General features: G+C 70.8%; 15 protein-coding genes. 8 read left to right on the plus strand and 7 right to left on the minus strand.

Annotated features, from left to right (window positions below):
- Positions 1 to 138 precede the first annotated feature (138 nt).
- The gene (locus ABD254_RS20185; protein WP_344250650.1) at positions 139 to 960 is read right to left on the minus strand and encodes a GIY-YIG nuclease family protein; all 822 of its coding nucleotides are present in this window, start codon (positions 958 to 960) and stop codon (positions 139 to 141) included.
- An 89-nt stretch (positions 961 to 1,049) separates the two neighbouring features.
- Here ABD254_RS20185 and ABD254_RS20190 point away from each other — a divergent pair, with 89 nt between their 5' ends.
- Genes ABD254_RS20190 through ABD254_RS20200 form a run of 3 tightly spaced genes read left to right on the plus strand, consistent with a single transcriptional unit; the run spans position 1,050 to position 7,334 of the window.
- Entirely contained in the window at positions 1,050 to 2,276 is a 1,227-nt protein-coding gene (locus tag ABD254_RS20190) for a DUF6361 family protein (RefSeq protein WP_344250652.1), read from the plus strand.
- Positions 2,269 to 4,140, plus strand: a complete 1,872-nt coding sequence (locus ABD254_RS20195; protein WP_344250653.1) for a phospholipase D family protein — start codon at positions 2,269 to 2,271, stop codon at positions 4,138 to 4,140. The genes ABD254_RS20190 and ABD254_RS20195 overlap by 8 nt, the downstream gene beginning before the upstream one ends.
- Entirely contained in the window at positions 4,137 to 7,334 is a 3,198-nt protein-coding gene (locus tag ABD254_RS20200; RefSeq protein ID WP_344250654.1) for a DEAD/DEAH box helicase, read from the plus strand. The genes ABD254_RS20195 and ABD254_RS20200 overlap by 4 nt, the downstream gene beginning before the upstream one ends.
- Positions 7,335 to 7,349: 15 nt before the next feature.
- Here ABD254_RS20200 and ABD254_RS20205 read toward each other — a convergent pair whose 3' ends face one another.
- On the minus strand, positions 7,350 to 8,216 hold the full coding sequence (locus ABD254_RS20205) for an endonuclease/exonuclease/phosphatase family protein (protein WP_344250655.1): 867 nt from the start codon (positions 8,214 to 8,216) through the stop codon (positions 7,350 to 7,352).
- Between the two features lie 283 nt (positions 8,217 to 8,499).
- Here ABD254_RS20205 and ABD254_RS20210 point away from each other — a divergent pair, with 283 nt between their 5' ends.
- The 4 genes from ABD254_RS20210 (at position 8,500) to ABD254_RS20225 (ending at position 14,173) form a co-directional block, all read left to right on the plus strand.
- The gene (locus ABD254_RS20210) at positions 8,500 to 9,015 is read left to right on the plus strand and encodes a hypothetical protein (RefSeq protein WP_344250656.1); all 516 of its coding nucleotides are present in this window, start codon (positions 8,500 to 8,502) and stop codon (positions 9,013 to 9,015) included.
- A 195-nt stretch (positions 9,016 to 9,210) separates the two neighbouring features.
- Positions 9,211 to 11,880 (plus strand): hypothetical protein, encoded by a 2,670-nt coding sequence (locus tag ABD254_RS20215; RefSeq protein ID WP_344250657.1) that lies wholly within the window; start codon positions 9,211 to 9,213, stop codon positions 11,878 to 11,880.
- A 227-nt stretch (positions 11,881 to 12,107) separates the two neighbouring features.
- Entirely contained in the window at positions 12,108 to 12,551 is a 444-nt protein-coding gene (locus tag ABD254_RS20220) for a MarR family winged helix-turn-helix transcriptional regulator (RefSeq protein ID WP_344250658.1), read from the plus strand.
- Positions 12,552 to 12,691: 140 nt separating this feature from the next.
- Positions 12,692 to 14,173 carry an MATE family efflux transporter gene (locus tag ABD254_RS20225; RefSeq protein ID WP_344250659.1) on the plus strand — a complete coding sequence of 494 codons (1,482 nt, stop codon included), beginning with the start codon at positions 12,692 to 12,694 and terminating at the stop codon, positions 14,171 to 14,173.
- Between the two features lie 85 nt (positions 14,174 to 14,258).
- Here the strand turns inward: ABD254_RS20225 and ABD254_RS20230 are convergent, their stop codons facing one another.
- The 5 genes from ABD254_RS20230 to ABD254_RS20250 all read right to left on the minus strand — a co-directional run bounded on the left by ABD254_RS20230 (position 14,259) and on the right by ABD254_RS20250 (position 20,861).
- A complete protein-coding gene (locus ABD254_RS20230) occupies positions 14,259 to 15,149 on the minus strand; it encodes a carbohydrate ABC transporter permease (RefSeq protein WP_344250660.1) in 891 nt (296 codons plus the stop codon).
- A complete protein-coding gene (locus tag ABD254_RS20235) occupies positions 15,146 to 16,090 on the minus strand; it encodes a carbohydrate ABC transporter permease (protein WP_344250661.1) in 945 nt (314 codons plus the stop codon). Before ABD254_RS20235 ends, ABD254_RS20230 begins: the two co-directional genes overlap by 4 nt.
- A gap of 63 nt (positions 16,091 to 16,153) precedes the next feature.
- Positions 16,154 to 17,479, minus strand: a complete 1,326-nt coding sequence (locus ABD254_RS20240; RefSeq protein ID WP_344250662.1) for an ABC transporter substrate-binding protein — start codon at positions 17,477 to 17,479, stop codon at positions 16,154 to 16,156.
- A 64-nt stretch (positions 17,480 to 17,543) separates the two neighbouring features.
- Positions 17,544 to 19,658 carry an alpha-galactosidase gene (locus tag ABD254_RS20245; RefSeq protein ID WP_344250663.1) on the minus strand — a complete coding sequence of 705 codons (2,115 nt, stop codon included), beginning with the start codon at positions 19,656 to 19,658 and terminating at the stop codon, positions 17,544 to 17,546.
- Positions 19,659 to 19,838: 180 nt separating this feature from the next.
- Entirely contained in the window at positions 19,839 to 20,861 is a 1,023-nt protein-coding gene (locus tag ABD254_RS20250) for a LacI family DNA-binding transcriptional regulator (protein ID WP_344250664.1), read from the minus strand.
- A 240-nt stretch (positions 20,862 to 21,101) separates the two neighbouring features.
- On the opposite strand from ABD254_RS20250, the gene ABD254_RS20255 reads away from it, so the two are divergent.
- Positions 21,102 to 23,762 carry a hypothetical protein gene (locus ABD254_RS20255; protein ID WP_344250665.1) on the plus strand — a complete coding sequence of 887 codons (2,661 nt, stop codon included), beginning with the start codon at positions 21,102 to 21,104 and terminating at the stop codon, positions 23,760 to 23,762.
- The last annotated feature ends 570 nt before the right edge of the window (positions 23,763 to 24,332 follow it).

Here is a 24,332-nt window from a genome sequence, read left to right on the forward strand (position 1 = left end):
TGCGGCCCCGCACCTGGCAGATGAGTTTCCAGCCTTCACGACTCACAAGGTCCTCGGACGAGATCGAGTCCGAGTTGATGGCCCTGACGACCTGACGGTCCGAGGCATTCCTGATTTCCATGCCGCATCTTCCGTCCACTACTCGGCGTAGACGGTGCGCAGGTCGAGCGCCGTCGCGATCGCGTCGAGGAAGGCGCGGTTCGTCAGGAACCACTCCTTGCCGACCTCGTTTCGCATGCGGCGCGCGTACTCCTCGCGCCGCGGGTTCCGGTGCCCGGCGGTGCTGAGCAGTCGGTGGAAGTCCCGCTCTGTTTTGTCCAGGTCTCGAGCACCGACATAGACACGGATCGTCACCAGCGGTTCGGGGATGTGCGCACGAGCGCCACGTCGATGCTCTTCGATCCGCCCGGCGACATCGCGGGCCTTGCCGACCTTGATCAGCGTGTTGTCGCCCTCGGGGTCGAGCGGGCTCTCGAGATACCACCCGTACGAGAAGGCATAGATCCCCGCCAGCCCTCGCAGACCGCCGATCTGGTTCTGCTCGGTGCGCTCGGCTTCGAGGTCCTCGCGGGCCTCCAGCTCCGGATCCACCTCCTCACGGGCCGCGAGGACGCGGGCACGGTTCGTCTTGAGCAGTTCGAAAGCGGCTGGTGACAGCGTGCCGCTCCCCCGCTTGACCAGACCGTTCAGCGCGGACAGGGCCTGTTTGAGCGTCGTCGGACTCTGGGGCACCAGGCCGTCGAGTGCCGCGTTCGCGTAAGCCTGGTACTGGTACACGAAGCCGGGCGTGTCGACGTTGAGCCGCTCTGCGATATCTCGAGCACCCAACCCATCGCCGGTGAGAGTGAAGACGTCACCGATCCGCCCCTCCTGGCCGGCGACGAATTCCGCGAGCTCCTCGCGCGGGGTGAGCGGGCGCTCCGGCTCCACATCCGGGTCGCTGCTGTCGAGTTCGGTCATGGGTCTCCGTCCCGTGTGCGTCGACGAGATTCGACGCGCGGTCCCTCGGCGCCGATGTCACGATCGTGCCGCAGGCAATCGGAGGTTGCATGGCATCGACCGTCGCGTGGTTGGACACCTCAGCGGACGAGCAGCGGCGCATCCGTGAGGTGATCCAGCTGTTCTCGCAGCAGGAGAGCCGCGACGAGCTAGGTATCGGGCAGATTCGCGACGCGCTGAGCGACCTGCTGTTCCCGGGCACGTCGGTGCTGCAGACCCGCTCCCGGTACTTCCTCATCGTCCCGTGGTCGTTCCAGCACGCCGCTCGGACAAGCTCGCGACGCGACGTAGCGCGCCGGGCCCGCGACACGGAACGAAGGCTGGTTGAGGTGCTCGTCCAGAGGAAGGACGACGGCGTGATCGGGCGCCGCGCGGGCGCGGCCGTCAAGAATCTGCCCTCGGCGCTGTTCTGGTCAGGTCTGCAGACGTACGGCATCCTCACCCGACCGCTGAACCCCGATCAGCTGACGGGCGCTGTGCTCGGCATGGGCGACGGGGATGCTGCGGACGAGCTGGTGGCCCGCCGGGTCGGCGAGTGGCATCCCACCATCCCTCCGCCGCCCCCAGGATTTCCGACGACGCTCGACGGCGGGCTCACCCTGACCTCGGACGAGGCCCGGTGGCTGCGGGAGCGGATGATCGAGGCGTCACGCGGCACGCTCCTCGAGCACCTGCTCCAGTCGGACCGTCCGCCGGACGAGGTGGCGGCGCCGTGGGAGGACCGCGTGAGCCTCAGGGCGCCGGCCGCGCCGCGGCACCTGCTCGACCGGGCCCACGGATTCTCGCTGGTGATGAACGGCGCCGCGCTCCTGTACAACCTGCTCGTCGCGGAGCGCTACGTCGCAGCCGGGTACACGCGGGTCGAGGATCCTGTGGCCCGGTTCGAGGACGCCTACGCCGACTGGCTCGACGACGCGCACGCCCACGGTGACCTGCTCCGTCAGTGGGACGGCGGCGAGTTCTGGGACCTCGTGGCGTCAGCCCGCGTCTCCGCGCGGACGCGCGAGTTCGTCACCACCTGGACGACGGCCGTCCGCGACGGTACGGCCGCCGACGCCGCCCACGACCCCGGGCACCGGCTCCGCGGACTCGTGGCACAGCGGGAGCGGACCACCAAGCGCGGGCAATCCCGCCTGGAGAACACCAAGATGCTCGGCGTATGGAGCGGCGCCTCCGGCACGGGGCGCCTAACCTACCGGTGGGCGCAGGTGCGACGGCTCGTCACGGACGTCCACGAAGGCCTGGCCCGCGCCGAGGAGGCGGGCGCCGATGCTTGAGCCCGACAGCCGTGTCGTCCTCCTCGACCAGCTCCGCCCGCCGCCCGGCTACTACCTGAGCGGGGCCGTGGCCACCACGTTCACCCTCGACATGACGACGGCGCTGGTACCACCCCTGGCCTTCGCCTCCTTCGAGATCCGCGGTACGTCCGACCCCGTCGCGACGCTCGAAGCGGTGCGGTCCTGCACCGACCGTGTCGACGTCTTCTGCCAGGCGGGGCAGGTGGCGGTGCCCGCCCAGCACTCGGACCTCATGGCCTACCTCGAGCCGATGGTCCATCCCGTGCGGCGCCCCCGCCGTGGCTACCTGTTCCACCCGAAGGTGTGGTTCCTGCGGTACGGCGCCGACGGCCAGGCCGACCGCTTCCGCCTGCTGTGCTCCACCCGCAACCTCACCGCCTCGACCGCCTGGGACGCCGTCGTCTCCCTCGACGGGCGCCCGTCCGGCGGAGAGCTCCCGGCCAACCGCCCTCTGGCGGACTTCCTCCGCCACGTCCCCACGCTGACCGTCGGTGCGCTCGACCCGGCCCGCGCCGCGCGCATCCACGCGCTCGCGGACGCCGCCGAGCGGATCGAGTGGGAGCTTCCACCGCACGTCGACAGGATCGCGTTCCACGCCTTCGGTCTCTCCGGCCCGCGGACCGCACCCGACTTCAGCGGTTATCGCCACCTGGTGGTCTCGCCATTCTGCGACGAGGAAGGTCTCGCCCACCTGACCGCCAGAAGCCGCGAGGTCACCGTGGTCTCCCGGCCCGAGGCGCTGGACCGGCTCGACCCCGCCGCCCTCCGGAAGGCGAGCACGCGCATCCTCGACCCGCTCGCCGTACTCGGCTCCCCCGGCGACGAGACCGACGGCGTACAGGACGGCGGTCACGACGACACACCAGCGGGCCCGTCGTCGACGCACCACCCCGAGGTGGACACTCTCAGCGGCCTGCACGCCAAGATCACCGTGTTCGAACGCGACTGGAAGGCCCATGTGGTCGTCGGCTCGCCGAACGCGACGTCGGCGGCATACGGCGGGAACGTCGAGTTCGCGGTGGAGCTGGTGGGCGGCCCGACGAAGCTCGGCGTCGCCACGTATCTCGGACCCGAGGCGCCGTTCGCCGGGATCCTGCAGGAGTACGCGAGCGGCGGGGGCGAGCCACCCGACCCGGAGGAGGAGCTGCTTCGTTCCCTCCGCAACCAGCTGCGGGCGCTCGCCGAGATCCCTCTCTCCCTCACGGTCCAGTCCGCGGGCGAGGGCGTCTACGCACTGCACCTCGAGAGCGCCACCGCGCTACCATCCCGGCCCGGCTGCAGCGTCCGGGCGGAGCTGCTCACCCGCCCCGGCCACGCCGTCCGCCTGACGCCCGGCCGGCCGGTCGACGCCGTGTTCTCCCCCGTGCCCCTCGCCGACGTCACGCCGTTCGTCGCACTGTTCGTGCGGGACGACGAGCACTCCACGGTGTCGCGCCCGCTCGAGCTTTCCACGGTCGTGCACGCCGCACTCGATGGCGACCCGCCGTCTCGCCTGGACGAGGTGCTCGCGCGCCAGGTGAACACCCCCGAGAAGTTCCTCCGCTTCCTCGCACTGCTGCTCAAGGTCGGGGACGGGAGCCCGCTCCTGGCCGCGGCGGACGCCGCCGCGGACGGCGGGAGCTGGGGCTTCGTCTCCGGGCGCGGGGCGGGCACGTTCGAGATCGTCGTCAACGCGCTCGCGACCGACCCGGGCGCGCTCAGGGACTTCGACCGGCTGGTCGAGCGGCTCGAGAGCACGAAGGCGGGCCGCGCGGTGCTGCCCGCGGGCTTCGGCTCGTTCTGGACCCCCGTCCGGGGTGCGCTCGCCGCCCTGGACGACCCTGCGGGGAGGGACCGCCTATGACCGCGCCGCAGCCGTTCAGCGCCGAGCCCGTGCTCGCCGGGCTCACCCCATTCCAGCGCAACACGGTGGCGCACATCATCGACCGCTTCTACGGCGCCCGGGAAGCGAGCCGGTTCCTCGTCGCCGACGAGACCGGGCTCGGCAAGACGATCGTCGCGCGAGGCGTGATCGCGCGGGCCATCGAGGAGCTCGAGAAGGACGACTCGGTGGACCGGATCGACGTCGTGTACGTCTGCTCGAACGGCGACCTCGCGCACCAGAACCTCGGCAAGCTCAACGTCACCGGCGACTCCCACCACGCGTTCGCGAGCCGGCTCACCCTCCTCGCGAAACACTCCCGGCACCTGCGCCCGGCCACCGGGCGCGGGCTCACCAAGCCGGTCAACCTCGTCTCCTTCACTCCAGGGACCTCGTTCGAGCGCGGGTGGCGGTCGGGCAAGGCCGAGGAGCGCGCGATGCTCTATCTGCTGCTCGAGGACGAGATCGGGCTGCGGCCCCAGCCGGCACGGGCGAAGCGCGCCCTCCGGATCCTGCAGGGCAGCGTCGGGACGCCGGAGCGCTTCGGGGACCACTACGTCGAAGGGCTGCGAGCCGAACTCGCGGGCGACGTCGACGAGACGGTCCGGTCGGCGTTCCTCCGCGCCGCGCGGCGGCCGGACGCCGACGGGAGCTCGCTCGTGGGCAGGTTCGAGGAGCTCCTCGAAGCACCTGACGTCCCCTGGGATCGGGTCTGGAGCCTGGTGGGCGCGATGCGCTCGACCCTCGCGCGCGAGAGCGTCCAGCTCCTCGAGCCCGACCTCGTCATCCTCGACGAGTTCCAGCGGTTCCGGCACCTCCTCGACGAGGAGACGGAGGCCGGCGAGCTCGCACACCACCTCTTCGACCACGGCAGCGCCGACGACGGGACGGGCCTGCCCGTCGCCAAGACGCTGCTGCTCTCCGCGACCCCTTACAAGCCGTTCACCTACGCGGAAGAGGACGAGGACCACCACAAGGACTTCATGCAGGTCGTGCGGTGGCTGGCGCGGTGGGGCGACGACGACCCCGCCGACCGGATCGACGCCGCCCTCGCCCGCTACCGCGAGACGGTGGTCGCCGGACTGCCCGCCGCCCAGCGCACGTCCGGGCTGCGTGCCGACCTCCTCCGCGTCATGACACGGACGGAGCGCCCCCGACTGCTCGCGCAGGCGATGGGAGGCGAGCACGTCGCGCGGATCGAGGACGTCAGCGCGGACTCCCTGCTCGGGTTCGTGGCCCTGAAGGACCTCGCCCGCGCCGTCGACGCACCGCTGAGCGTGGAGTACTGGAAGTCCTCGCCGTACTTCGCCAACTTCATGGACGGGTACAAGGTGGCGGACAAGGTGCGCGAGGCGCTCAAGGACCCCGAGCGTGAGTTCCGGGTCAAAGGACTGCTCGGACGCACCCGCCACCTCGACCTCGAACGGCTGCGCGACCTGCGACCACTGGACCCCGACATGGGGAACTCGCGCCTGCGCTGGCTCAGGGAGCAGACGCTCGACGACGGATGGTGGCGGCTCCTGTGGCTCCCGCCGACGCTCTCCTACCTCACACCCGGCGGCCCGTATCGCGACGCCAATGCCAGCACCATGACCAAGCGGCTGGTCTTCTCCTCCTGGACGGCGACGCCGACGGCCGTCGCCGCGCTGCTCAGCTACGAGGCCGACCGGCTCGCCGCCGGGGACGCGTGGGCGGACCGGACCAGGGAGGAGCGCGAGACCGACCGCCGGAGCCGACGCGGCAGGCTCGCATACCGAGTCGACCGCACAGCCGACGACCGACCGGCCGCGATGGCCCACCTCGCGCTGTTCTGGCCGATGCCGGGCCTCGCCCGCCTCGGCGACCCGCTCGTCCAACGTCGGACCCGCGACTCTGCCGTCGGCCAGGACACGATGGTCGACGCCGTGCGCGGGCTGCTGGGTTCCCACCGACACGACGCCGCGAGCGCGAAGGAGGCCTCGCACTGGTTCGAGGCGTTCGCCCGCGACGACTCGCTGCCCGAGGGGATCGCCCGGGCGGGCGACCCGCTGCGCGCCGTCGTCGCCGCCCTGGCCGGGCACGACGACCCCGACGACCCCGACGTCCTGCTCTCGCGCCACGTCAAGCTCGCGCTCGCGTGCCGATCAATGCCGCAGGACCGGAACGTCTCCGAAGGCACCTTGACGTCGCTCGCCGAGGTCGCCGCTCACTCCCCCGCCAACATCGCGTACCGTGCCCTCCAGCGCATCAGCGCGGCCTGCGACAACGTCACGCCCGAGGGAATCTGGACCGCGGCCGCGCACCTGGCGTCGTCGTTGCGCACCCTCTTCGCGAAGCCGGAGACGACGCTGCTCCTCGACCAGGTCACCCCCGACGCCGTCTACTGGCGCTCGGTGCTTCGCTACTGCGCGTGGGGCAACCTGCAGTCCGTCATGGACGAGTACCTGCACCATCTGATGGTCGCCCAGGGCACGCCCACGCTGGACGACCAGAGGCTCCTCGACATCGCACGGACCGCCGGCGAGGCGATCGCCCTGCGCCCCGCCCGCCTGGAGATCTTCGACCCCGCCGACCCGGAGTCTCGTCCCACGCTCACTTCGCACTTCGCACTTCGTTACGGCGGGCGCAGCCAGGAGCAGGACAGCGCCCGCCTGCCCCAGGTTCGGCAGGCGTTCAACAGCCCGTTCCGGCCCTTCGTCCTCGCGAGCACGAGCGTGGGGCAGGAGGGCATCGACTTCCACTGGTGGTGCCACGCGATCGTGCACTGGAACACCCCGGCCAGCCCGATCGACTTCGAGCAGCGCGAGGGACGGATCGACCGATACGACGGGCACGCCGTCCGGCGGAACATCGCCCAGCAGCATGCGGACGAGATCCTGCGCAGCACCGACCCCGACCCGTGGGACGCCGCCTACCGGATCGCCGCTGACGCCGCCGACGCGCGGCTGGGGGCGTTCGCGCCCCACTGGGTCTACCTCGGCGACGCGAAGATCCAGCGGCACGTCGCACCGTTCGCGCTCAGCTCCGACGAGACGCGCCTGGCCCGACTGAAGAAGGACGTCGCGGTCTACCGACTGACATTCGGCCAACCGCGGCAGGAGGACATGCTCGAGCTCCTCAAACAGCAGTACCCCGAGCTCAGCGCGGAAGACGTCGAAGGAATGCGCGTGGACCTCAGCGCGCCCGGGCTGCCGTAGCGGCGCGGCGCGCCGTCACAGGTCGAACGACGCGAGAACCGGCCGGTGGTCGCTGTGGGTCGGCCAGTCCGGGTCGGGGTCCGCCCAGCAGGCGGTGAGCCGGTCACGCAGTGCCGGCGTCGCGAAGACGTAGTCCAGCTGGTGCGGTCGGCTCCCCCGATCGGACCGGTACAGGAACGTGTTGACGTGCCGGCACTCGACGTCGGGGCACGGGCAGCGGTCAAGCCGCGGCTCGCCGTCGGGGCGGAACGGTCCGACGGCCTCGAGGCCGTACGCGGCGAGCCGGCTGAACACGGTGAGGTAGCGGTCGCCCCACACCGTGCCGTCGGCGTACGAGTAGATGTTCAGGTCCCCGGCCACCAGCACATGCTCGTTGCCGCGCTCCTGGAAGACCATCGTCAGGTCGGAGATCGCCCGGTGCAGCGTGGCCTCGGCGTACATGTCACCGCTGTCGAGCATGCGATCCCAGATCCCATAGAGGCTCACCACCGTCAGGCGTCGTCCGCCGTTGAGCCCGATGTCGGCCACGGCGAACTGTCCGGGGTGGCTGGCTGCGAAGGTCCCCTCGGCCGCTTGATGAAGCTCTATCGGCTCCCGCGGAGTGAAGGACAGGTCGTCGCGGCCGACGACGGCGGAGGCGAACCGCCGCCTCGTCTCGCGGAGGCTGCCGTCCGCCGCCTGATAGTGGCGCGGGACGGCGATGCGCCATCGGGCCCCGTCGTCCGCCGGCGGGTGCACGTTCCACCCTGCGGGGAGCGACCGTTCGGGACGGCGTGCTTCCTGGAGCAGCGCGACTGACACGTCGTTGCGGGTCGCAACCTCCTCCAGGCGGTCCCACGCCGACTCGCGCTGGTTCATGTTCCATGACATCACCGTGAGCACCCTTTCGATGGTGCCCCACGACACGGGTGAACGTGTCGGCAGACGTCAGTCTCAGTAGATTCACCGAACCGGGCAGATGGGAGGCACCCCCGGCGGCGTCCCCGCCTCGGTGAAGTATCGCGTGAACGCCGACGCCTGCGGTGCGTTCCCTTCGCCGGTCACGACCGACCGCAGAAGGTAGGCATACCCCTGCCCGGCCGAGATCACCCGCAGCGAGACCGTCACACCCAATAGGTGTGTGCGAGTCTCCGAGTGACGACATCTTCTGACGAAGGAGCGATCGATGGAGATCGGAGAGTCGCTGGTGGGCGCGTACCTGCGCCACGTTCGCGGATGCCACACCGTCGCGTACAACGCCTACCTTCCGGAGCAGCAGGGCGAGATCGATGTCATCGGAATCGCCGGCGCGGGCGAGGAGCAGTCTGTCTGGATCGCTGAGGTTGCGATCCACCTGGATGACCTGAACTACGGCGGGAACGCAAAGTCCGTTGAGACGGTCCGACGGAAGGTGGACAGGGCGCTCCAGTACGCCCGCAACGTCTACAACGAGGACTCCCCGACGGTGGAGTTCTGGTCCCCCAAGGTGCCGCCCGGCATCGTCAGTGGGCTCGAAGCGTTCGAGGACATCACGTTGGTGCTCAACCATGAGTTCACTCGTCGGGTCAACGAGCTGGCCGCGATCGCCGGCAAGTCGACCAAGCAGTATGGCGACGACGGCTTCCGATTCCTGCAGGTGCTCACGCACCTGGTCGGAAACAAGCCCCAGTTCGCCCCGCCATCGCACGTTCCGAGTCCGTAGGCCGCACGGGGCAAGCAACGGCCGGGGAGGTGACCCGCCGCGGAGGTCTGGACGCTGGCCTCAGGGCCGGCCGGCTCGTCGGTGGACGGGAGCGCATCGGCGGCCTGCACGACCCGTACGACGCCGACTGGGAACCGGTCAGGCAAGCGCACAAGTTCCGGGACACGCGGCTGGCAAGCATGTTCGTGCGCGCCCGTGCGCTCGGGATCGTGGGGCTGGAGGAGGGGCGTCCGGGAACTGCGCCGCGGGAGCTCGTCGGCTACGACGACCTGCGCGCGCACACAGTCTCGTTCCGAACGCGATTCCAGACCGCATGCGTCGATACGCCGACTGGCTTCGGGCGCTGGATCCCACCGGCCACGCCCTGCGCAATCGTGTGCTCTCCGACGTCGATCCGCTCGCCGACTGGCTCCGTCGCACGGAACGAGATGTCCGGCGAGCACAGGCCCGCGCCGAGCTGGACGGTCACAACTCGGGCCGGTCGGTCGCGGCCACCCCGCGTCCGCGGCCCCACGGGGACGGCCCAGCGCCCCCATGCGAGGGCTGGTCGACGTCCGTGGGCACGACCTGGCCAAGTTCACCCGCGCGCGTGGACTTGCGTCGTCGTCGGTGGCCCTATTCTTCGGCTGCGCCACGGGTTCCCGGAGCGTGCCCTGGGCGCCATCGACGTGCCCTGACATGGAGGTTCCCGTGCGACGTGTGGGACGCGTCGTGGCCGCGGCGGCGGTCACGATGTCGATGGTGGTGGCTGCGACGGCCCCGGCCGTTGCTGACGACGGGGCCGGGCTCCTGACCGTCGTCGTCGACAAGGACTGTTCGCAGGTGGCGGCGGACGACTGTGACTTCGCCAGGCCGTGGGTGACGGTCGAGGACGCCGACGGCACGGTTCACGGTTCGGGCTGGCTCTTCGACGGCACCTGGACACCGTCCGACGGCGTCGAGGCCGAGAATGAGTTCTCGGTCGACGGCCTCCAGCCCGGCGACTACTTCGTCACGGTTCGTGACGAGGCCGACGATGCCGTCGCCGCAGATCATGTCCCGGTCACCGTCGGAAACGGGTCCCAGTTGCTGCGGGTGGCCTACCAGCCGCAGCCCAGCGCTTCCGTCACCGTGCGCGTGACCGGAATCGACGGCGACGTCTGGGGCATCGGTGACGCGTATCTCGAGGCCCCGGACGGGACGGTGCGTGCTGACTACTGGGGGACTTCGTCAGCAGACGTCTACACGTTCCGAACGCGGGTGTTCGGGCAGTGGCGGCTCAGGATCGACGCCGACGCGGGTCAGGTGGGTTACCTCCCGACCTACTATCCCGGCGTCGCCGATGCCGACGCCGCTGAGCTGATCGACATCACGCCGGGAGCGCAGCTTGCGCTCTCGATGGACGCGCTCCCGGGTGGGCGGATCACCGGCCGTATCGACGGTCCCGCGCTCGATCCGCAGTTCGCCCGGGGCGTGACTCTTTATACGACCGACGGGCGGCACGCGTACGACACGCCCGCATGGCCCGACGGGACCGGGGGCGAATACGTGATCTCAGGCCGGTCGCTCGACCGCGCCGGGATCGCACCAGGGAGCTATCTCGTGAAGTTCGAGGGCGGAGAAGGTTTCGCCTCGAGGTACTACGACGGTGCTGACGGCTCGCTCAGCATGGCCGGCGCCAAGCCGGTGACCCTCGTCGGCGGCGAGATCACCGAGAACGTCGACGTGGCGCTCACGGCATGCGGCTCGATCTCGGGCCGGGTCACCGGACTCGATCAATGGCCACAGATGACGCTGTGGGGCATCTCCGCGACGAACCTCGACGACGACACGTCCAGCCGGTCGGGCTGGAGGGACGAGGACGGCGAGTTCAAGATCACTGGGCTTGCCCCCGGCAGGTACTCGGTCTCGGCCGGAGGGCACAGCTACGACCCTAAGATCTCGGCCACCTACTATTCCGGCGGGGACACGACGTCCGGGAAGACCGTCACCGTCGAAAGCTGCGGCTCCGCGGTCACGGGTGCTGATATCGCCGTGACCATGACGAACACCGCGCGACCGACCCTCTCCGGGCCGCCGGCGGTCGGCACCGCCATCAGCGTCAAGCCGGGGACCTGGAACGTCCCGAACGCCACCTATGCCTACACCTGGCTCCGGGACGGCGCGGCGATCCAGGGCGCCACGTCGTCGTCGTACCGGCCCGTCGCAGCCGATGCCGGCCACCAGCTCTCCGCCAGGATCACGGCGCGACACGTCGACTACCGTGACGCCACGTCGACGACGACGTCCGCCAAGGTGCTCCCTGGCCCGGCGCCCCGTGCGACGAGCGCGCCGACGATCGGCGGCAGCGCGAAGGTCGGGTCGCTCCTGACCGCCACTCAAGGCAGGTGGTCGACGAGCGGCGTCACCGTGCGATTCCAGTGGCTCCGGTCGGGTCGGGCCATCCCTGGGGCGTCCACGTCGAGCTACCGGGTCAGCACCTCGGACGTCGGTGCACGCCTGAGCGTGAAGGTCACCGCGACCAAGTCCGGTTACACCAGTGCCTCGACGACCACGGGGTCGACCGCGGTCGTGCCGAAGGTCAAGCCGACCGTCACAGGGACTCCGGCCGCCACGACGATCCGCCGGACGACGACACCGAAGGTGGCCGTCACCGTCAAGGCCACAGGCGTCAGAGCGCCCGTCGGCACCGTCACCGTCAAGGTCGGCACGACGACCAAGAAGGTGTCGCTCACCGCGTCGAACAAGGGCAAGGTCGTCGTGTCCCTTCCCAGGAAGCGTGGCCCTCGGACGTATCCGGTCGTGGTGACGTTCACCCCCTCCTCGACGGCCGCGAAGTACCTCACCGGAGCCAGCGCCAGGGCACACTCGATCAAGGTCGTCTGAGACCGCGGCCAGGTTCACGATGCGGTCGAGACACCGGCGCAGATGCCACCGCTCCCGGTCCACGCCCGCGTACCCGGAGCCGAGCAGGAACGGGCCGACGGGCTGGCCACCGTCGCCCCTTGCGGAGCACGTGACTCACGCCCTGCGGTAGCCATGCGGCCACGCGCCGCCTCGAGCTGAGGGCGCACTCGTTGACAGTTAGATCTCTAACGGTTAGAGTCCTCATCATGACCCAGCAGCCCATGCCCACCAGCAGCCTCGAGCTGGTCCGCTGGATCGGGTGGGCGCAACGCAAGGCCGGCGAGGACTGGATCCGCGAGCGCGAGATCAGCCACGAGCAGGCCTTCGTGCTCGGCTACCTCGTGCAGAACCCCGGCGCGATCCAGCGCGACATCGCCGCGGTGAGCCGCACCAGCGCCGCGAGCGTCACGAGCCTCCTCAAGGGGCTCGAGCAGCGCGGCCTCGTCGAGCGCCGCCCGGCACCCGACAACGCACGCGTCAAGCGCGTCCATGCCACCCCGGCCGGCGCCGCGCTCGTCGCCGGCTTCCCCGACGCGATGGCCGCCGTCGACGAGACGATCCTCGCGCCCCTGGACCACGACGAGCGCGCCACCTTGCAACGGCTCCTCGGCAAGATCGTCGCCGAGCTGCCGCAACCCACCCGGGACTGACCTCACCGTCCTGACGTACCTGATGTGACCCGACCGACCCGCGCCCCGCGCGTCGGCCGCTCCCCCACACCCTGTTCCGCTCCGCCGCGCCGGCGTCCCGTCGGCGTGCGCTCGAGCCTGCCCGAAAAGGAGCAGCCGCCATGAGCACCACCGACCTCACTCCCCCCGACCAGTCGCCATCCTCGCCGGTTGCCCAGGCACCCGGCGAGGCCGACGCCGTCGGCACCAACCGCTGGTACCTCTCCTCCGCGCCGATCGTCCGCGCCCTCGTGCACCTGTGCGTGCCGATGGCCGCGGCGATGATCGTCGGCGCCGTCTACAACGTCATCAACGCCGGCTTCATCGGCTCGCTGCACGACAACGCGCTGCTCGCCGCGGTCACGCTCGGCACCCCGATCCTCGGCCTCGTCATGGCCGTCGGCGGCGTGTTCGGCGTCGGCGGCGGGGCGCTCGTCTCCCGCCTCCTGGGCGCGGCCGAGAGCGACCCCGCCGAAGCATCCAAGGTGAAGCACGTCTCGTCGTTCGCCGTCTGGGGCGCGGTGATCACCGGCGTCGTGCTCGGCGCCGGTGGGCTGGTCTTCCTCGGCCCGCTCGTCTCGCTGCTCGGCGCGGCCGACGCCGCGACGTCGGCCACCACGACCTATGTCGCCGTCATGCTCGCCTTCGTCCCCGTGCTCGCCGCGGCGTTCTGCCTGGAGCAGCTCGTCCGCGCCGAGGGCGCCTCACGCCAGGTCATGGTCGGCCTCGTCGCCTCCACGGTGGCGAACCTGCTGCTCGACGTGCTGTTCATCCTGGTGCTGCACTGGGGCGTCGCCGGCGTGGCCCTCGCGACCGGGCTGGCCAACCTCGGTGTCGTCGCCTACTTCGCCACCTGGCTCACCCGGCACAGCGAGCACATGAGCCTCGCGCCGCGCTGGTTCACCCTGTCGGGCGACGTCATCAAGCCCGTGTTCGGCGTCGGCGTGGGCGAGCTGCTGCAGGCCTCGTTCCTCATCGTCACCTCGCTGGTGCTCAACAACCTCGCCGCGGCCTACGGCGACGGGCCGCTGGCTGCGATGGGCGTCGCCGTCCGCATCGCCCAGGTGCCCGAGTTCCTGCTCATGGGTGTCACGCTCGGCATCCTGCCGCTGCTCGCCTACGCGTACGGCAAGGGCGACCGCGGCCGCCTCGTCGCCGCCCTGCGGGTGGCCGGACTCACCGTCGGCGGCCTAGGGGTGCTGTTTTCCACGGTCGTGATCCTGTTCCGCGACCAGGTGTTCTCCGCGTTCGTCTCCGACCCCGCTGTCCTGACCATCGGCGCCACGATCCTCACGGCGCAGCTCGTCGCGATGATCGCCAACGGCTTCGCCGGGCTCATGACGTCGCTGTTCCAGGCGACCGGCCGGGCCACCCCGGCGATCGTGATGTCGGTGTCGCAGGGCGTGCTGTTCATCCCCATCGTGATCCTCGGCAACCTCTGGTTCGGGCTCGCCGGCATCATCTGGGCGCTCACCGTCAGCGAGGTGCTCGTGTGCCTGGTCGGCGTTGGACTGCTGGTCGCGTCGCGGCGCCGGATCGAGAACGGCCTTGCCGACGGCAGCCCCGAGCGCGCCGATCAGGCGCTCGAGCAGGCGGAAGCCTGATCGAGCGTGCGACCTGCCCGACGGCGGGCCGAGGCGAATGCCCGCTGTGGCGGACGATCTCCCGGCCCGCGCGCTCGGCGCGGGACTACTTCACCGCCCCGGACGTGATGCCCGAGATGATCTTGCGCTGCGCGACGATGAACACGACCAGCAGCGGCAGGCTCATAAGGATCACGTAGGCAAAGATCAGGTGCCAGTTGTCGAGGTAGAGCCCGGCGCTGGCGACCTGGAACAGGTTGAGCGGCAGGGTGTCGAGCCTCCCGCCGACGACGAAGAACGCGTAGAAGACGTCGTTCCACACGTACAGGCAGATCAGGATCGTGGCGGTGGACAGCACGGGCACGAGCAGCGGCAGGATGATCGTGCCGAAGACGCGCAGGGGTCCGGCGCCGTCGACGCGGGCGGCCTCCTCGAGCTCGTGCGGGATGGTCCGCACGAACCCGGTGACGAAGAAGATCACCGTCGACATGTACATGCCCATGTAGACGCCGATCATCCCGACGGCGGTGCCGGCGAGCCCGAGCTGGCGCAGCAGCAGCACGATGGTGACGACGGCGGGGGGCAGCACGATGCCGCTGATCGCCAGGGCGTAGAGCACGGCGTAGCCGCGGGTGGTGCGGCGGGCCAGCACCCACGAGGCGAGCGAGCCGAGCACGAGCACGCCGATCACGGCGGGCACCATGATCAGCAGGCTGCCGAAGAATCCGGCGGGCAGGCGGCCCTGGTCCCAGACGGCCGAGAAGTTCTCCAGGTACTGCCACGTCGTGGGCAGGGCGAGGTTGGGGTTGAGCGCCTCGGCCTGAGTCTTGCCGGCGGTGACGACGACGATCCACAGCGGCATGCCGATCAGCACGACGACGGCGAGCAGTGCCACGACAGGCTGGAGGGTGCGCCAGGTGCCGGTGCGGCCGCCGGCGGTCCACCGCGTGGTGCGGGAGCGGGTCAGGGCGCTGGGGTGAGCGGTCTGCGAGATCACAGGACTTCCTCCCGCTTGCGAAGGTTGCGGATGACGGGGAACGCGAGGGCGACGACCACCACGAACAGGACGAGGCTCATCGTCGTGGCCTGCGCGAACAGGCCCTGACCGAAGGTCCGGAAGATGAAGATGTTGAGCAGCTCCGTCGTCCGGGCGGGGCCGCCGCCGGTGGTCGCCTGGACGATGTCGAACCCGTTCATCGACCCCAGCAGCGCGGTCGCGACGTTGAAGGTGATGGCCGGCGCGAGCAGGGGAAACCGGATGTCGCGGAAGGTGCGCCACGAGGAGGCGCCGTCGAGCCGGGCCGCCTCGAGCACGTCCTCGTTGATGGTCTTGAGTCCGGCCAGGTAGATGAGCATCGACAGGCCCATCCACTTCCAGGAGTGGATGAGCGCCACGACGAGCAGCGTCCAGGTGGTGGAGCCGAGCCACGGGATCGTCACGTCGGTGCCGAGGAGGGTGCCGAGCATCCCGTTGACCGCGCCGTCCGGCTTGAGCATCGCCTGGAAGACGTACCCGACCGCGAGCGCCGACATGATCACGGGGATGAAAAACATGACCCGCGCGAACCGGTTGACGCGGGTGTCGCGCTCGAGCAGGAGCGCGAGCAGCAGCCCGAACAGGTTCTGGAAGATGGCCACGAGTACCGCGTAGACCAGGGTGATGCGCAGCGACGAGAGCAGGGTGCCGCTGCTGAGCAGGTCGGCGAAGTTGCGCAGCCCGACGAACGAGATCGAGGCCTTGAAGCTCGACCAGTCCGTCAGCGCGTAGACGAAGTTGAAGATCGTCGGGACGAAGAAGAACACGCCCAGGACGACGAACGCGGGCACGAGGAACCACGCCGGGTGGTTCTTGCGGGTGCGTTCGTCTCTGCCTGGCGTAGTGCGTCGGGGCGTGGACGCCGGGCGGGCCGGTGTGCCTGTGCTGAGGGTCGCGGTCATCGGTGCATCACCTTTCGGTGGTGCCGGGGCGGGCGACGGCCCGCCCCGGCACCACGGCTGGGCTCAGAAGCCTTCGACGCCCTGGGCGCGGGCGAGCTGGGCGAACTGGTCCTGGGTCTGCTGGGCGACCTCGTCCGGGGTCGTGGTGCCCTGGATCATGTCGGCCAGGTAGATGTACAGGTCGGGGTTGGCCACGGCCAGGGACTGCATGGATCCGACGGAGTCGGCCAGCGACGCGTGCACGTCCTTCAGCGCCTGCGGCACGCCGTCCGGGGTGGGCACGTCGGGCTGGAGGGAGACGGTCTGCCGGTCGGCGACGAAGTCCGCGTAGCCGTCGCCGAGCCAGAACGACAGCAGCTGGCGTGCCGCGGCCTCGCGCGTGGCGTCGCCGGTCTTGAACGCCACCAGCGCGTTGGACTGGTCGGGGATCACGGTCGCGACGTTGCCGCTGGGCGAGATCGGGAAGAACCCGATCGCCTCGTCGAGCTCGGCGGTGTCGGCCTTGGCCTGCAGCTGCCCGAAGAACGAGTTGACCTGCACGGCCATGGCCGCGTCCCCGGTGAGCAGCGCGTCGGCCTGGTCCTCCAGCGTCGCGGTCTTGATGTCGTCGTTGAACAGGCCCTCGTCGACGAGCGACTTGTAGGTCTCGATCGCGCCGAGGATGGTCGGGTCGGTGAACTTCTCCTCACCCGTGTTCACGCGGTCCCACAGTCCGTCGGCGGCAGCGTCGGCGAGCTGGACCTGCACCCACCACTGCGTCGCCCACTGGTCACCGGCCATCTCGAAGAACGGGGTCTCGCCCTCGCCCTTGAGAGTGCGGCCGAGCTCGACGAACTCGTCCCAGCTCTTGGGGGTCTCCGTGATCCCGTGCTCGGCGAAGACCTCCTTGTTGTAGTAGACGCCCTGCACCGCCGGGCTCGTGATGAGGGCCGCGTAGCGGGTGTCGTCAAGGGTGCCGGTGATGTCCTTGACCTCGGGGCTGTAGGAGTCGAGCCACGGGGCGCCGTCGAGCGGCTGCAGGTTCGTGGGGGCGTTCAGCGCGGTGAGCATCGACGCCGTCGGCTGCCAGAACGCCAGGTCCGGCTTGTCGCCGGTGGCGACCTTGGTCTGGATACCCTGCTCGTACGGGTCGGGGATCGTGACGATCTCCACCTTCGCCCCCGTGGCCTCCTCGAACGCGGCCGTGACCGCCTCGGGCACCGTGTTGGAGTTCTGCGCGGCCCAGATCGTGAGGGTGGTGCCGGCGAGGTCGGCGGTCGCGTCGGGCCACTCCACGGCCTGTCCCCCGCCACCGCCCGCACCCGTGCCCGCGGTGGGATCGCTGCAGCCGGTCAAGGTCAGTGCCGCCACTGCTGCGGCCGCGGCCGCGCCGGTCAGATACTTCTTCATATCAGCTCCTCGGAACTCGCCCGTCGTCATCGATGACGTCGGGACCTGGCTGGACGACGGTGTGCTACCGCGCGTCCTGATGGCGGATCTTCAGTACTCGTGCCGCGGGCTCGCCCGTGGCCGCGCGCAGCCGCAGTCGCCCGTCCTCCGGGCTCATCTCGAGGCCGGACGCCGTGGCCTCGGCGGGGTAGACCGCCTCGACGGTGCCGCGCGGCACCGGGAGCGAGAGCTCACGCTGGTCGCCGCCGCGCCACCAGACGGCCAGCAAGGTCTCGTCGGCGGTGGCGCGCCCGACAGCAACCCAGGGCGACTCCCAGTCCGGGAGCCCCAGCGGCCAGACCGGCACCGCGTCGCGGGCCGCGTCGTCCCAGTCGCGCGACACCCACACGCCCTCGGCGACGAGCGCGCGCTGGTCGGCGTTCATCTCGTCGAGCCGACCGGACAGGTACAGCCGGCCGGAAAGGCCGGTCACCATGGTGAAGACGATCTGCGCGTCGGACATGGACGGCTGCGGGTAGGCCCAGTTGCCCGCCTGCTCCGGGAGGACGCCGACGAGCGCGCCGGCGGCGACGGGCGGATAGCGCAACGGCTCCTGCTGGTCGGTCGTCGACTGGAGCTCGAGGCGGGACAGCAGCCCGTTGTCGGCGCGCATCGCCCCGGACGCGCAGTTCTCCACGACCAGGCTCGGGTGCCGCTCGAGGACGCCGTCGAGCCAGGTCAGGTACGCGCGGGTGTGCCGCAGCAGGCCGTCGCCCACGCTGTCGGCATCGCGGTCCGTGCCGGGGCCCGGGGTGACGTTGTAGTCGAGCTTGAAGTAGCCCACGCCGTGCTCGTCGACCAGCCGGTCGACGACGTCGTCCAGATGCTTGCGCGCCTGCTCGTCACGCAGGTCCAGCAGGTAGCGGCCGTGCTCGACGATCCGCACGCCGTTCCGCTGGAGGAACGCCTCCTCGGGGAGCTGGACCGCAAGCGGGCTGCGGACGCCGATGACCTCAGGCTCCAGCCAGAGCCCGGGAACCATGTCGGCGGCCCGGATCGCGTCGAGGACCCGGTCGAGCCCGCCGTCGGGGAAGCGCACGCGCGACGGCTGCCACTCCCCCACGGAGTCCCACCAGTCGCCACCGTCGTCATACCAGCCGGCATCGACGCAGAAGTAGTCGGCGCCGGCCTCGCCGGCCGCCGCGATCAGCGGCAACAGCTTGTCGGTGGTCGGGTCGCCCATGAGCGTGTTCATGTAGTCGTTGAAGACGACGGCCCCGACCGCACGGGCGGGTCGGCGGTCTGCGCGGCGGTGGCGGGTCAGCTCGCCCACCGCGGCCTGCCAGTCGCCGTCGGCCCAAGCCACCGACACGGGCACCGAGGTGAACTCCTCGCCCGGCCCCAGGCTGCGCACCCAGGCGTGGTCCGCGTCCGTCGGGCCGAGCAGGCCCAGCACCAGGGCCTCACGGTCGTCGGCGGTCAGCCGGACGCCGAGCTCCATCCGCCACGGCCCGGGGTGCTCGACCTGCCACGCCAGACCGGCCGACTCCGTGGCGAGCGTGCCCGTGGGCGGGTGCTCCCCCGACGACCAGGTGCCGTGGCTGACGACGGCGCGTGCACCTCGGGAGTCCTGGCGCTGGTGCGAGACGAGGCCCAGCGCGGGCAGCCCGTCCTGGCCACGCACCGGCCGCGACGACCAGCGCCACTCACCGAGCCACTCGCTGTCGCCCTCGAGGGACCGGACGTCGTCCAGTCCGTCCGGACCGCAGGGGTCGGCGAGCATAAGCGACGAGACCGCCTGGAGGTGCACTGTCGACGACCCCGTGTTGCGCACGGACGTCCACGCCTGCACCGACGTCCCGCCGGCGCGGGCGCGCAGGACGGAGTGCACCTCCAGGCCGCTGACGTCGTCGCGCTGCACGACCTCGAGCCGCTCCCAGCCCGGGGTCCCGGTCACCTCGTGGCGCACGTACCGCAGCCGCGCGCCGATCTCGGTCGCGGTGTTCCGCAGGTTCGCGGAGCGGTGCCCGTGCCCGACGGCGAGGATCTCGACGAGCGGCTGCACCACCGGGCCCGGCCGCTCACCGGCCTGGACCAGGGACACGGCGACCGGGCCGTCCAGGGGGCGGCGCACGACCAGCCGAAGGGCGCCGTCACCCCACGTCATCAGTTCGCGGCCCTCGTCGGCCCGATCCGGCATCTCTGCCTCGCTTCCTTCGCCGCCATGGCGCGTCGTCAATCACGCTATGAAAGCGTCGATCATCTGAAAATGCAAGTGCCGTCGGCCAGTGACCGGGTGAGATCTGATTCCCGGTTTCAGCGAGCCCGCGAGCGCGCCCGGCTGCGCCGGCGCGCGCCAGCGTCCTCCCGGTCCCGTCGCCTACCGCGGCGCGGGGCGACCGGTCGACCGGCGCACGATCAGGTCCGGCACCATGCGCACCGAGGGGCGCGGCTCGCCCGCCTCCATGCGCCCGACGAGCAGTCCGAACACCTGGTGGCCGAGCCCCACGAAGTCCTGCCGCACCGTCGTCAGCGGCGGCATCCAGAGCTGGCTCAGGGGGTGGTCGTCGAAGCCGACGACGCTGACGTCGCCCGGGATCGACCGCCCGGAGTCGACCAGCCCCTTCATGACGCCGATCGCGAGCTCATCGTTGCCGGCGAGCACGGCGGTGGCCGCCTCGTGGCGCGCCAGCCGCACCCCGGCGTCGTACCCGGCCAGCGGGTCCCACCCAGCATGGATCACCGGCGGCGGCTCGATCCCCGCGTCCCGCAGCGCCTCGCGCCACCCGACCATGCGCGGGCTCTCCACCCCGACGGACGGGATCGCCACGTGGTGCACGGTCTGGTGCCCCAGGTCGAGCAGGTAACGGGTGGCCTGCGTCGCGGCATAGCGGTCGTCCATGTACGCGTGCGAGATCGCCTCGTCGGACGAGCCTCCCGACGCGGCGGCGACCGCGGGCAGCCAGGAGGGCATCTGCGCCAGCGCGGCGACGCCCGGCGGGTCGAACTCGAGGATGATCGCCCCGGCCAGCGGCTGACCGAGAGCGTGGTCGATGGCCCGTTCGACAGTGGGCCCGTCCGCGGTCTCCACGACGGAGATGACCACCATGTAGCCGGCCTGACGCGCCGCCTCCTCGATGCCCTGGATGGTGGCCGCATAGCCGTAGCGCGTGGTGTTGCCCGCGAAGACGGCGATCATCGAGCCGGCCTGGCTGGCCAGCGACCGGGCCGCGCCGTTGGGCCGGAAGCCCAGCTGCTTGACCGCCGCCATGACCCGCTCGCGACGCTCGGCACTGACGGGAACCGTGCCGTTGAGCACCCGCGAGACGGTGGGCACCGACACGCCCGCCACCCGCGCGACGTCGGCGATGACGGGCGGCTTCATCCTCGGGACCTGGCTCACGCCGCAAGGTTACGCGACCGGCGCGCACTCTTGTGGACGAGTGTGATCCACGCTTTCATGGGCGAGGGCGCCCGACGACGGGCGTCAGGAGCTACGAAGGAGTGGATCGTGACCCAGCCACGTGAAAGCGTGCATCACAGGGGCCTAGGCCGCCGCGTCCTAGCCGCCGCGACCGTCGCCGCGCTCGGCGTCTCCGCGCAGGCAGGATGGGCGGCGCCCGCACCCGACGAAGGAGGATCCGTGCCCGACGTCCTGTCCGTGGACTTCGCGCAGACGACCGGCGACTTCCGTGGCGGCGCGACCGGCACGCTGTACGGCTTCGGCGACGACGGCGTACCCACCCAGGCGCTCATCGACGGCGCCCACATTACGAACTCGTCCCAGAAGGCGCCCTACGGCACCCAGCACCCCAGCGGCGACGCGCTGACGATCGAGGACGGCTTCTTCGCCAAGCACGGCCAGGAGCTGGCGATCTACATCCAGGACTACTACCCCGACTGGTCCTACAACGGCGGCAAGCGCCCCGGCGACGCCCGCACCTACGACCAGACAACAGGCACCTTCGTCGAGCAGTCGAACGGCGTGTGGGACTACCTCGAGATCGTCGAGTTCGTCACCGAGGCGGTCGCCACGCAGTCCGACCACCCCGAGAAGTACCTGTTCATCCCGTTCAACGAGCCCGACGGCGGCAACTGGTACCCGGACTGGGCCGCGCAGCAGGACCAGTTCCTCGCGGACTGGCAGGCCACGTACGAGAAGATCCAGGAGGTCTACGACCGGCACGGGCTGGGCCACGCCCGCATCGGCGGCCCCGGGGACACCCGCTGGCAGCCCGAGCGGTCGGCCGACTACCTCACCTACGCCAAGGCGAACGACGTCCTCCCCGACGTGTTCATCTGGCACGAGCTCGGCATCGACAACCTCGCCACCTTCCGCTCCCACATGCGCGACTACCGGCAGCTGGAGCAGGACCTCGGGATCGACCCGATCCACGTGAACATCACCGAGTACGGGATGCTGCGCGACATGGGCGTGCCCGGCCAGCTCGTGCAGTGGCTGTCGATGTTCGAGGACGAGAAGGTCGACGCCCAGACGGCCTACTGGAACTACGCGGGGAACCTGTCGGACAACACCGCCCGCGCCGGCGGCGCCAACGCCGGCTGGTGGATGTTCAAGTGGTACGGCGACCTCGAGGGCAGCCAGACCGTCCAGGTCGACCCGCCCCACCCGGACACCGTCGACACCCTGCAGGGCATCGGCGCGATCGACGCCGCGAACCGCCGCGCGACCGTCCTGCTCGGCGGCACCGACGACGACGTCCGTCTCGACCTGTCCGGCCTGGACCGGCGCACCTTCGGCCAGAAGGTGGACGTCGAGGTGCGTGAGGTCACCCTGTCCGGGGCCCAGGGGCTCTCGAGCACCCCGCGCGTGGTGCAGCGGCTCGACGGCGCGACGGTGCGCTCCGGGGAGCTGGCGCTCGACCTCGACACCTACGACCGATACGCCGCGTACCAGGTGCTCGTCACCCCGGCACAGGCGCACGAGGCCGCGGCCGCGCCGACGTGGACGACGAGCATCGAGGCGGAGGACACCGCGCTCACCGACGCCCAGGTCTACGCCCAGGACCCGCAGGGCGACGGCGGCTGGAAGTTCCTCGCCTCCGGCGGGCACGACGTCGGCTCGTTCAACAAGGCCACCTCTCGCGCCGACTGGACCGTGACAGTGCCGCGCGACGGCACCTACCGCCTGCAGGTCATCGGCGCCACGCCCGGCGTCCCCGGACGCCACGCGCTCTTCGTGGACGGCGCGCTCGACCAGCCCGTCCAGTACACCGCCGACCTCGCGCTCACGAGCGCCCAGAAGTGGCAGTACCGCGGCAGCACCGAGGTGCAGGTCGAGCTCGCCGCGGGCGAGCACGTGCTCTCGCTGCGGGCCAGCGAGGACGGCCGAACGCTGCTGCCGAACGCCGACATCACGCTCGACAAGCTCGTCCTGACCGACGTCAGCGACGGCGAGCCGACCGCGTACCCGGCCCGCACGATGCGCTTCGCCGGTGGCGCCGGCCTGGACTGGGACGGCGGCAAGGCCCAGGGATCCGCTGGGGTTCAGGGTGACGGCCAGCGTGCCGAGGTGTACGCGACCGCGATGGAGTCCGGCTACTACGACATCGCCGTGCGGCACACGACGTCGGCGTCCTCGGACCTGACGCTGTCGGCCAACGGGCGTGCGGCGACGACGTTCGACACCCCGCGCCCCGGCTCATGGGTCTCCACGGCCCGCGTCCACCTCGCCGAGGGCATCAACGAGCTCGAGCTCACGTCGGTCACCGGGGCGCTCGTCGAGTCGGTGACGACCACGCGTGCGTCCGACGACGCCGCCGTCACCGTCGAGGCAGAGGACACCGACCTCCACGGCACCGCCGTCGTCGCGAGCAAGAGCGCAGCCTCGGGTTCCAACGCCTCGGGCGGCAAGGTCGTCGAGTGGCTCGGCGACGGCGAGGAGAACTACCTCGAGATCGCCCGCGCCGCGGGCTTCGACGCCGCCGGCGACTACGACGTCACCGTCCGGTACGCCAACGCGGAGCTCTCCGGGAAGCACGACTACAACCCGCAGGTCGTCGATCGGGAGCTGCAGGTCCGGGAGGGCGACTCCGTCGCCGGGGCCACCCACTTCCGCTACACGTTCTCGTGGGACAGCTTCTGGGACCGCACCGTCCCGGTGACCCTCGCGACCGCCGACCGGCCGCTGCGGTTCGGGAACCCGGAGGCGTTCGCGCCGAACATCGACGCGATCACCATCGCGCCGCTGGTCGCAGGCGAACCGACGACCCGGCGCGTGACCGGCCACGCGCCGCTGGTCGCAGGCGAACCGACGACCCGGCGCGTGACCGGCCGCGGCTGATCCGACATCACGAGGGGGCCCGCCTCGAGCCTGAGCTCGGGGCGGGCGCTCCCCCGTCGGGGGTGGTGGTCAGGGCATTCGACGGAGACCTCGGCCGCACACCTTCTCGACGAGCAGGTCGACGCCCATCACGACCCGCGACGGTCAGCCGGTCGGCGCGGTGAACTGCCACAGCAGCGCGAGCAGCAGGAGGATGCCCTGGGGTTGATCGCGCTGACACCGGGGCCGCGCGGGAACTGCGCCGCCGGCCGGTCCGAGGCGTCGGCGAAGTCGACGCCGTCAACTCCCGGGCAGACCGCGAGCGGGACGATGGTGCGGTCCACACAGACCGGCATGCCAACAAACCCGCGCAGACCCTCCAGGTCGAAGAACTCGCCGTCTACGCGCTGCGGTCTCGAATGTCCGCGGTGCACCCCGTTTGTGCGGGTGAATTCGTTCCCACCTCGTGCGTATGCGGGACATCGTTCGGATGCTGGCCTGGCCAGGAGACAGAGGGCGGCGCGCCGGACCGAAGGTGCCCGGGAGCCATGAGGCGTCCGGGGAGCGACGATGAGCGAGACAGGCGGCCAC

Origin of the sequence: Isoptericola hypogeus, from assembly GCF_039531145.1 — a bacterium.
GTDB classification, from domain to species: Bacteria; Actinomycetota; Actinomycetes; order Actinomycetales; family Cellulomonadaceae; genus Isoptericola; species Isoptericola hypogeus.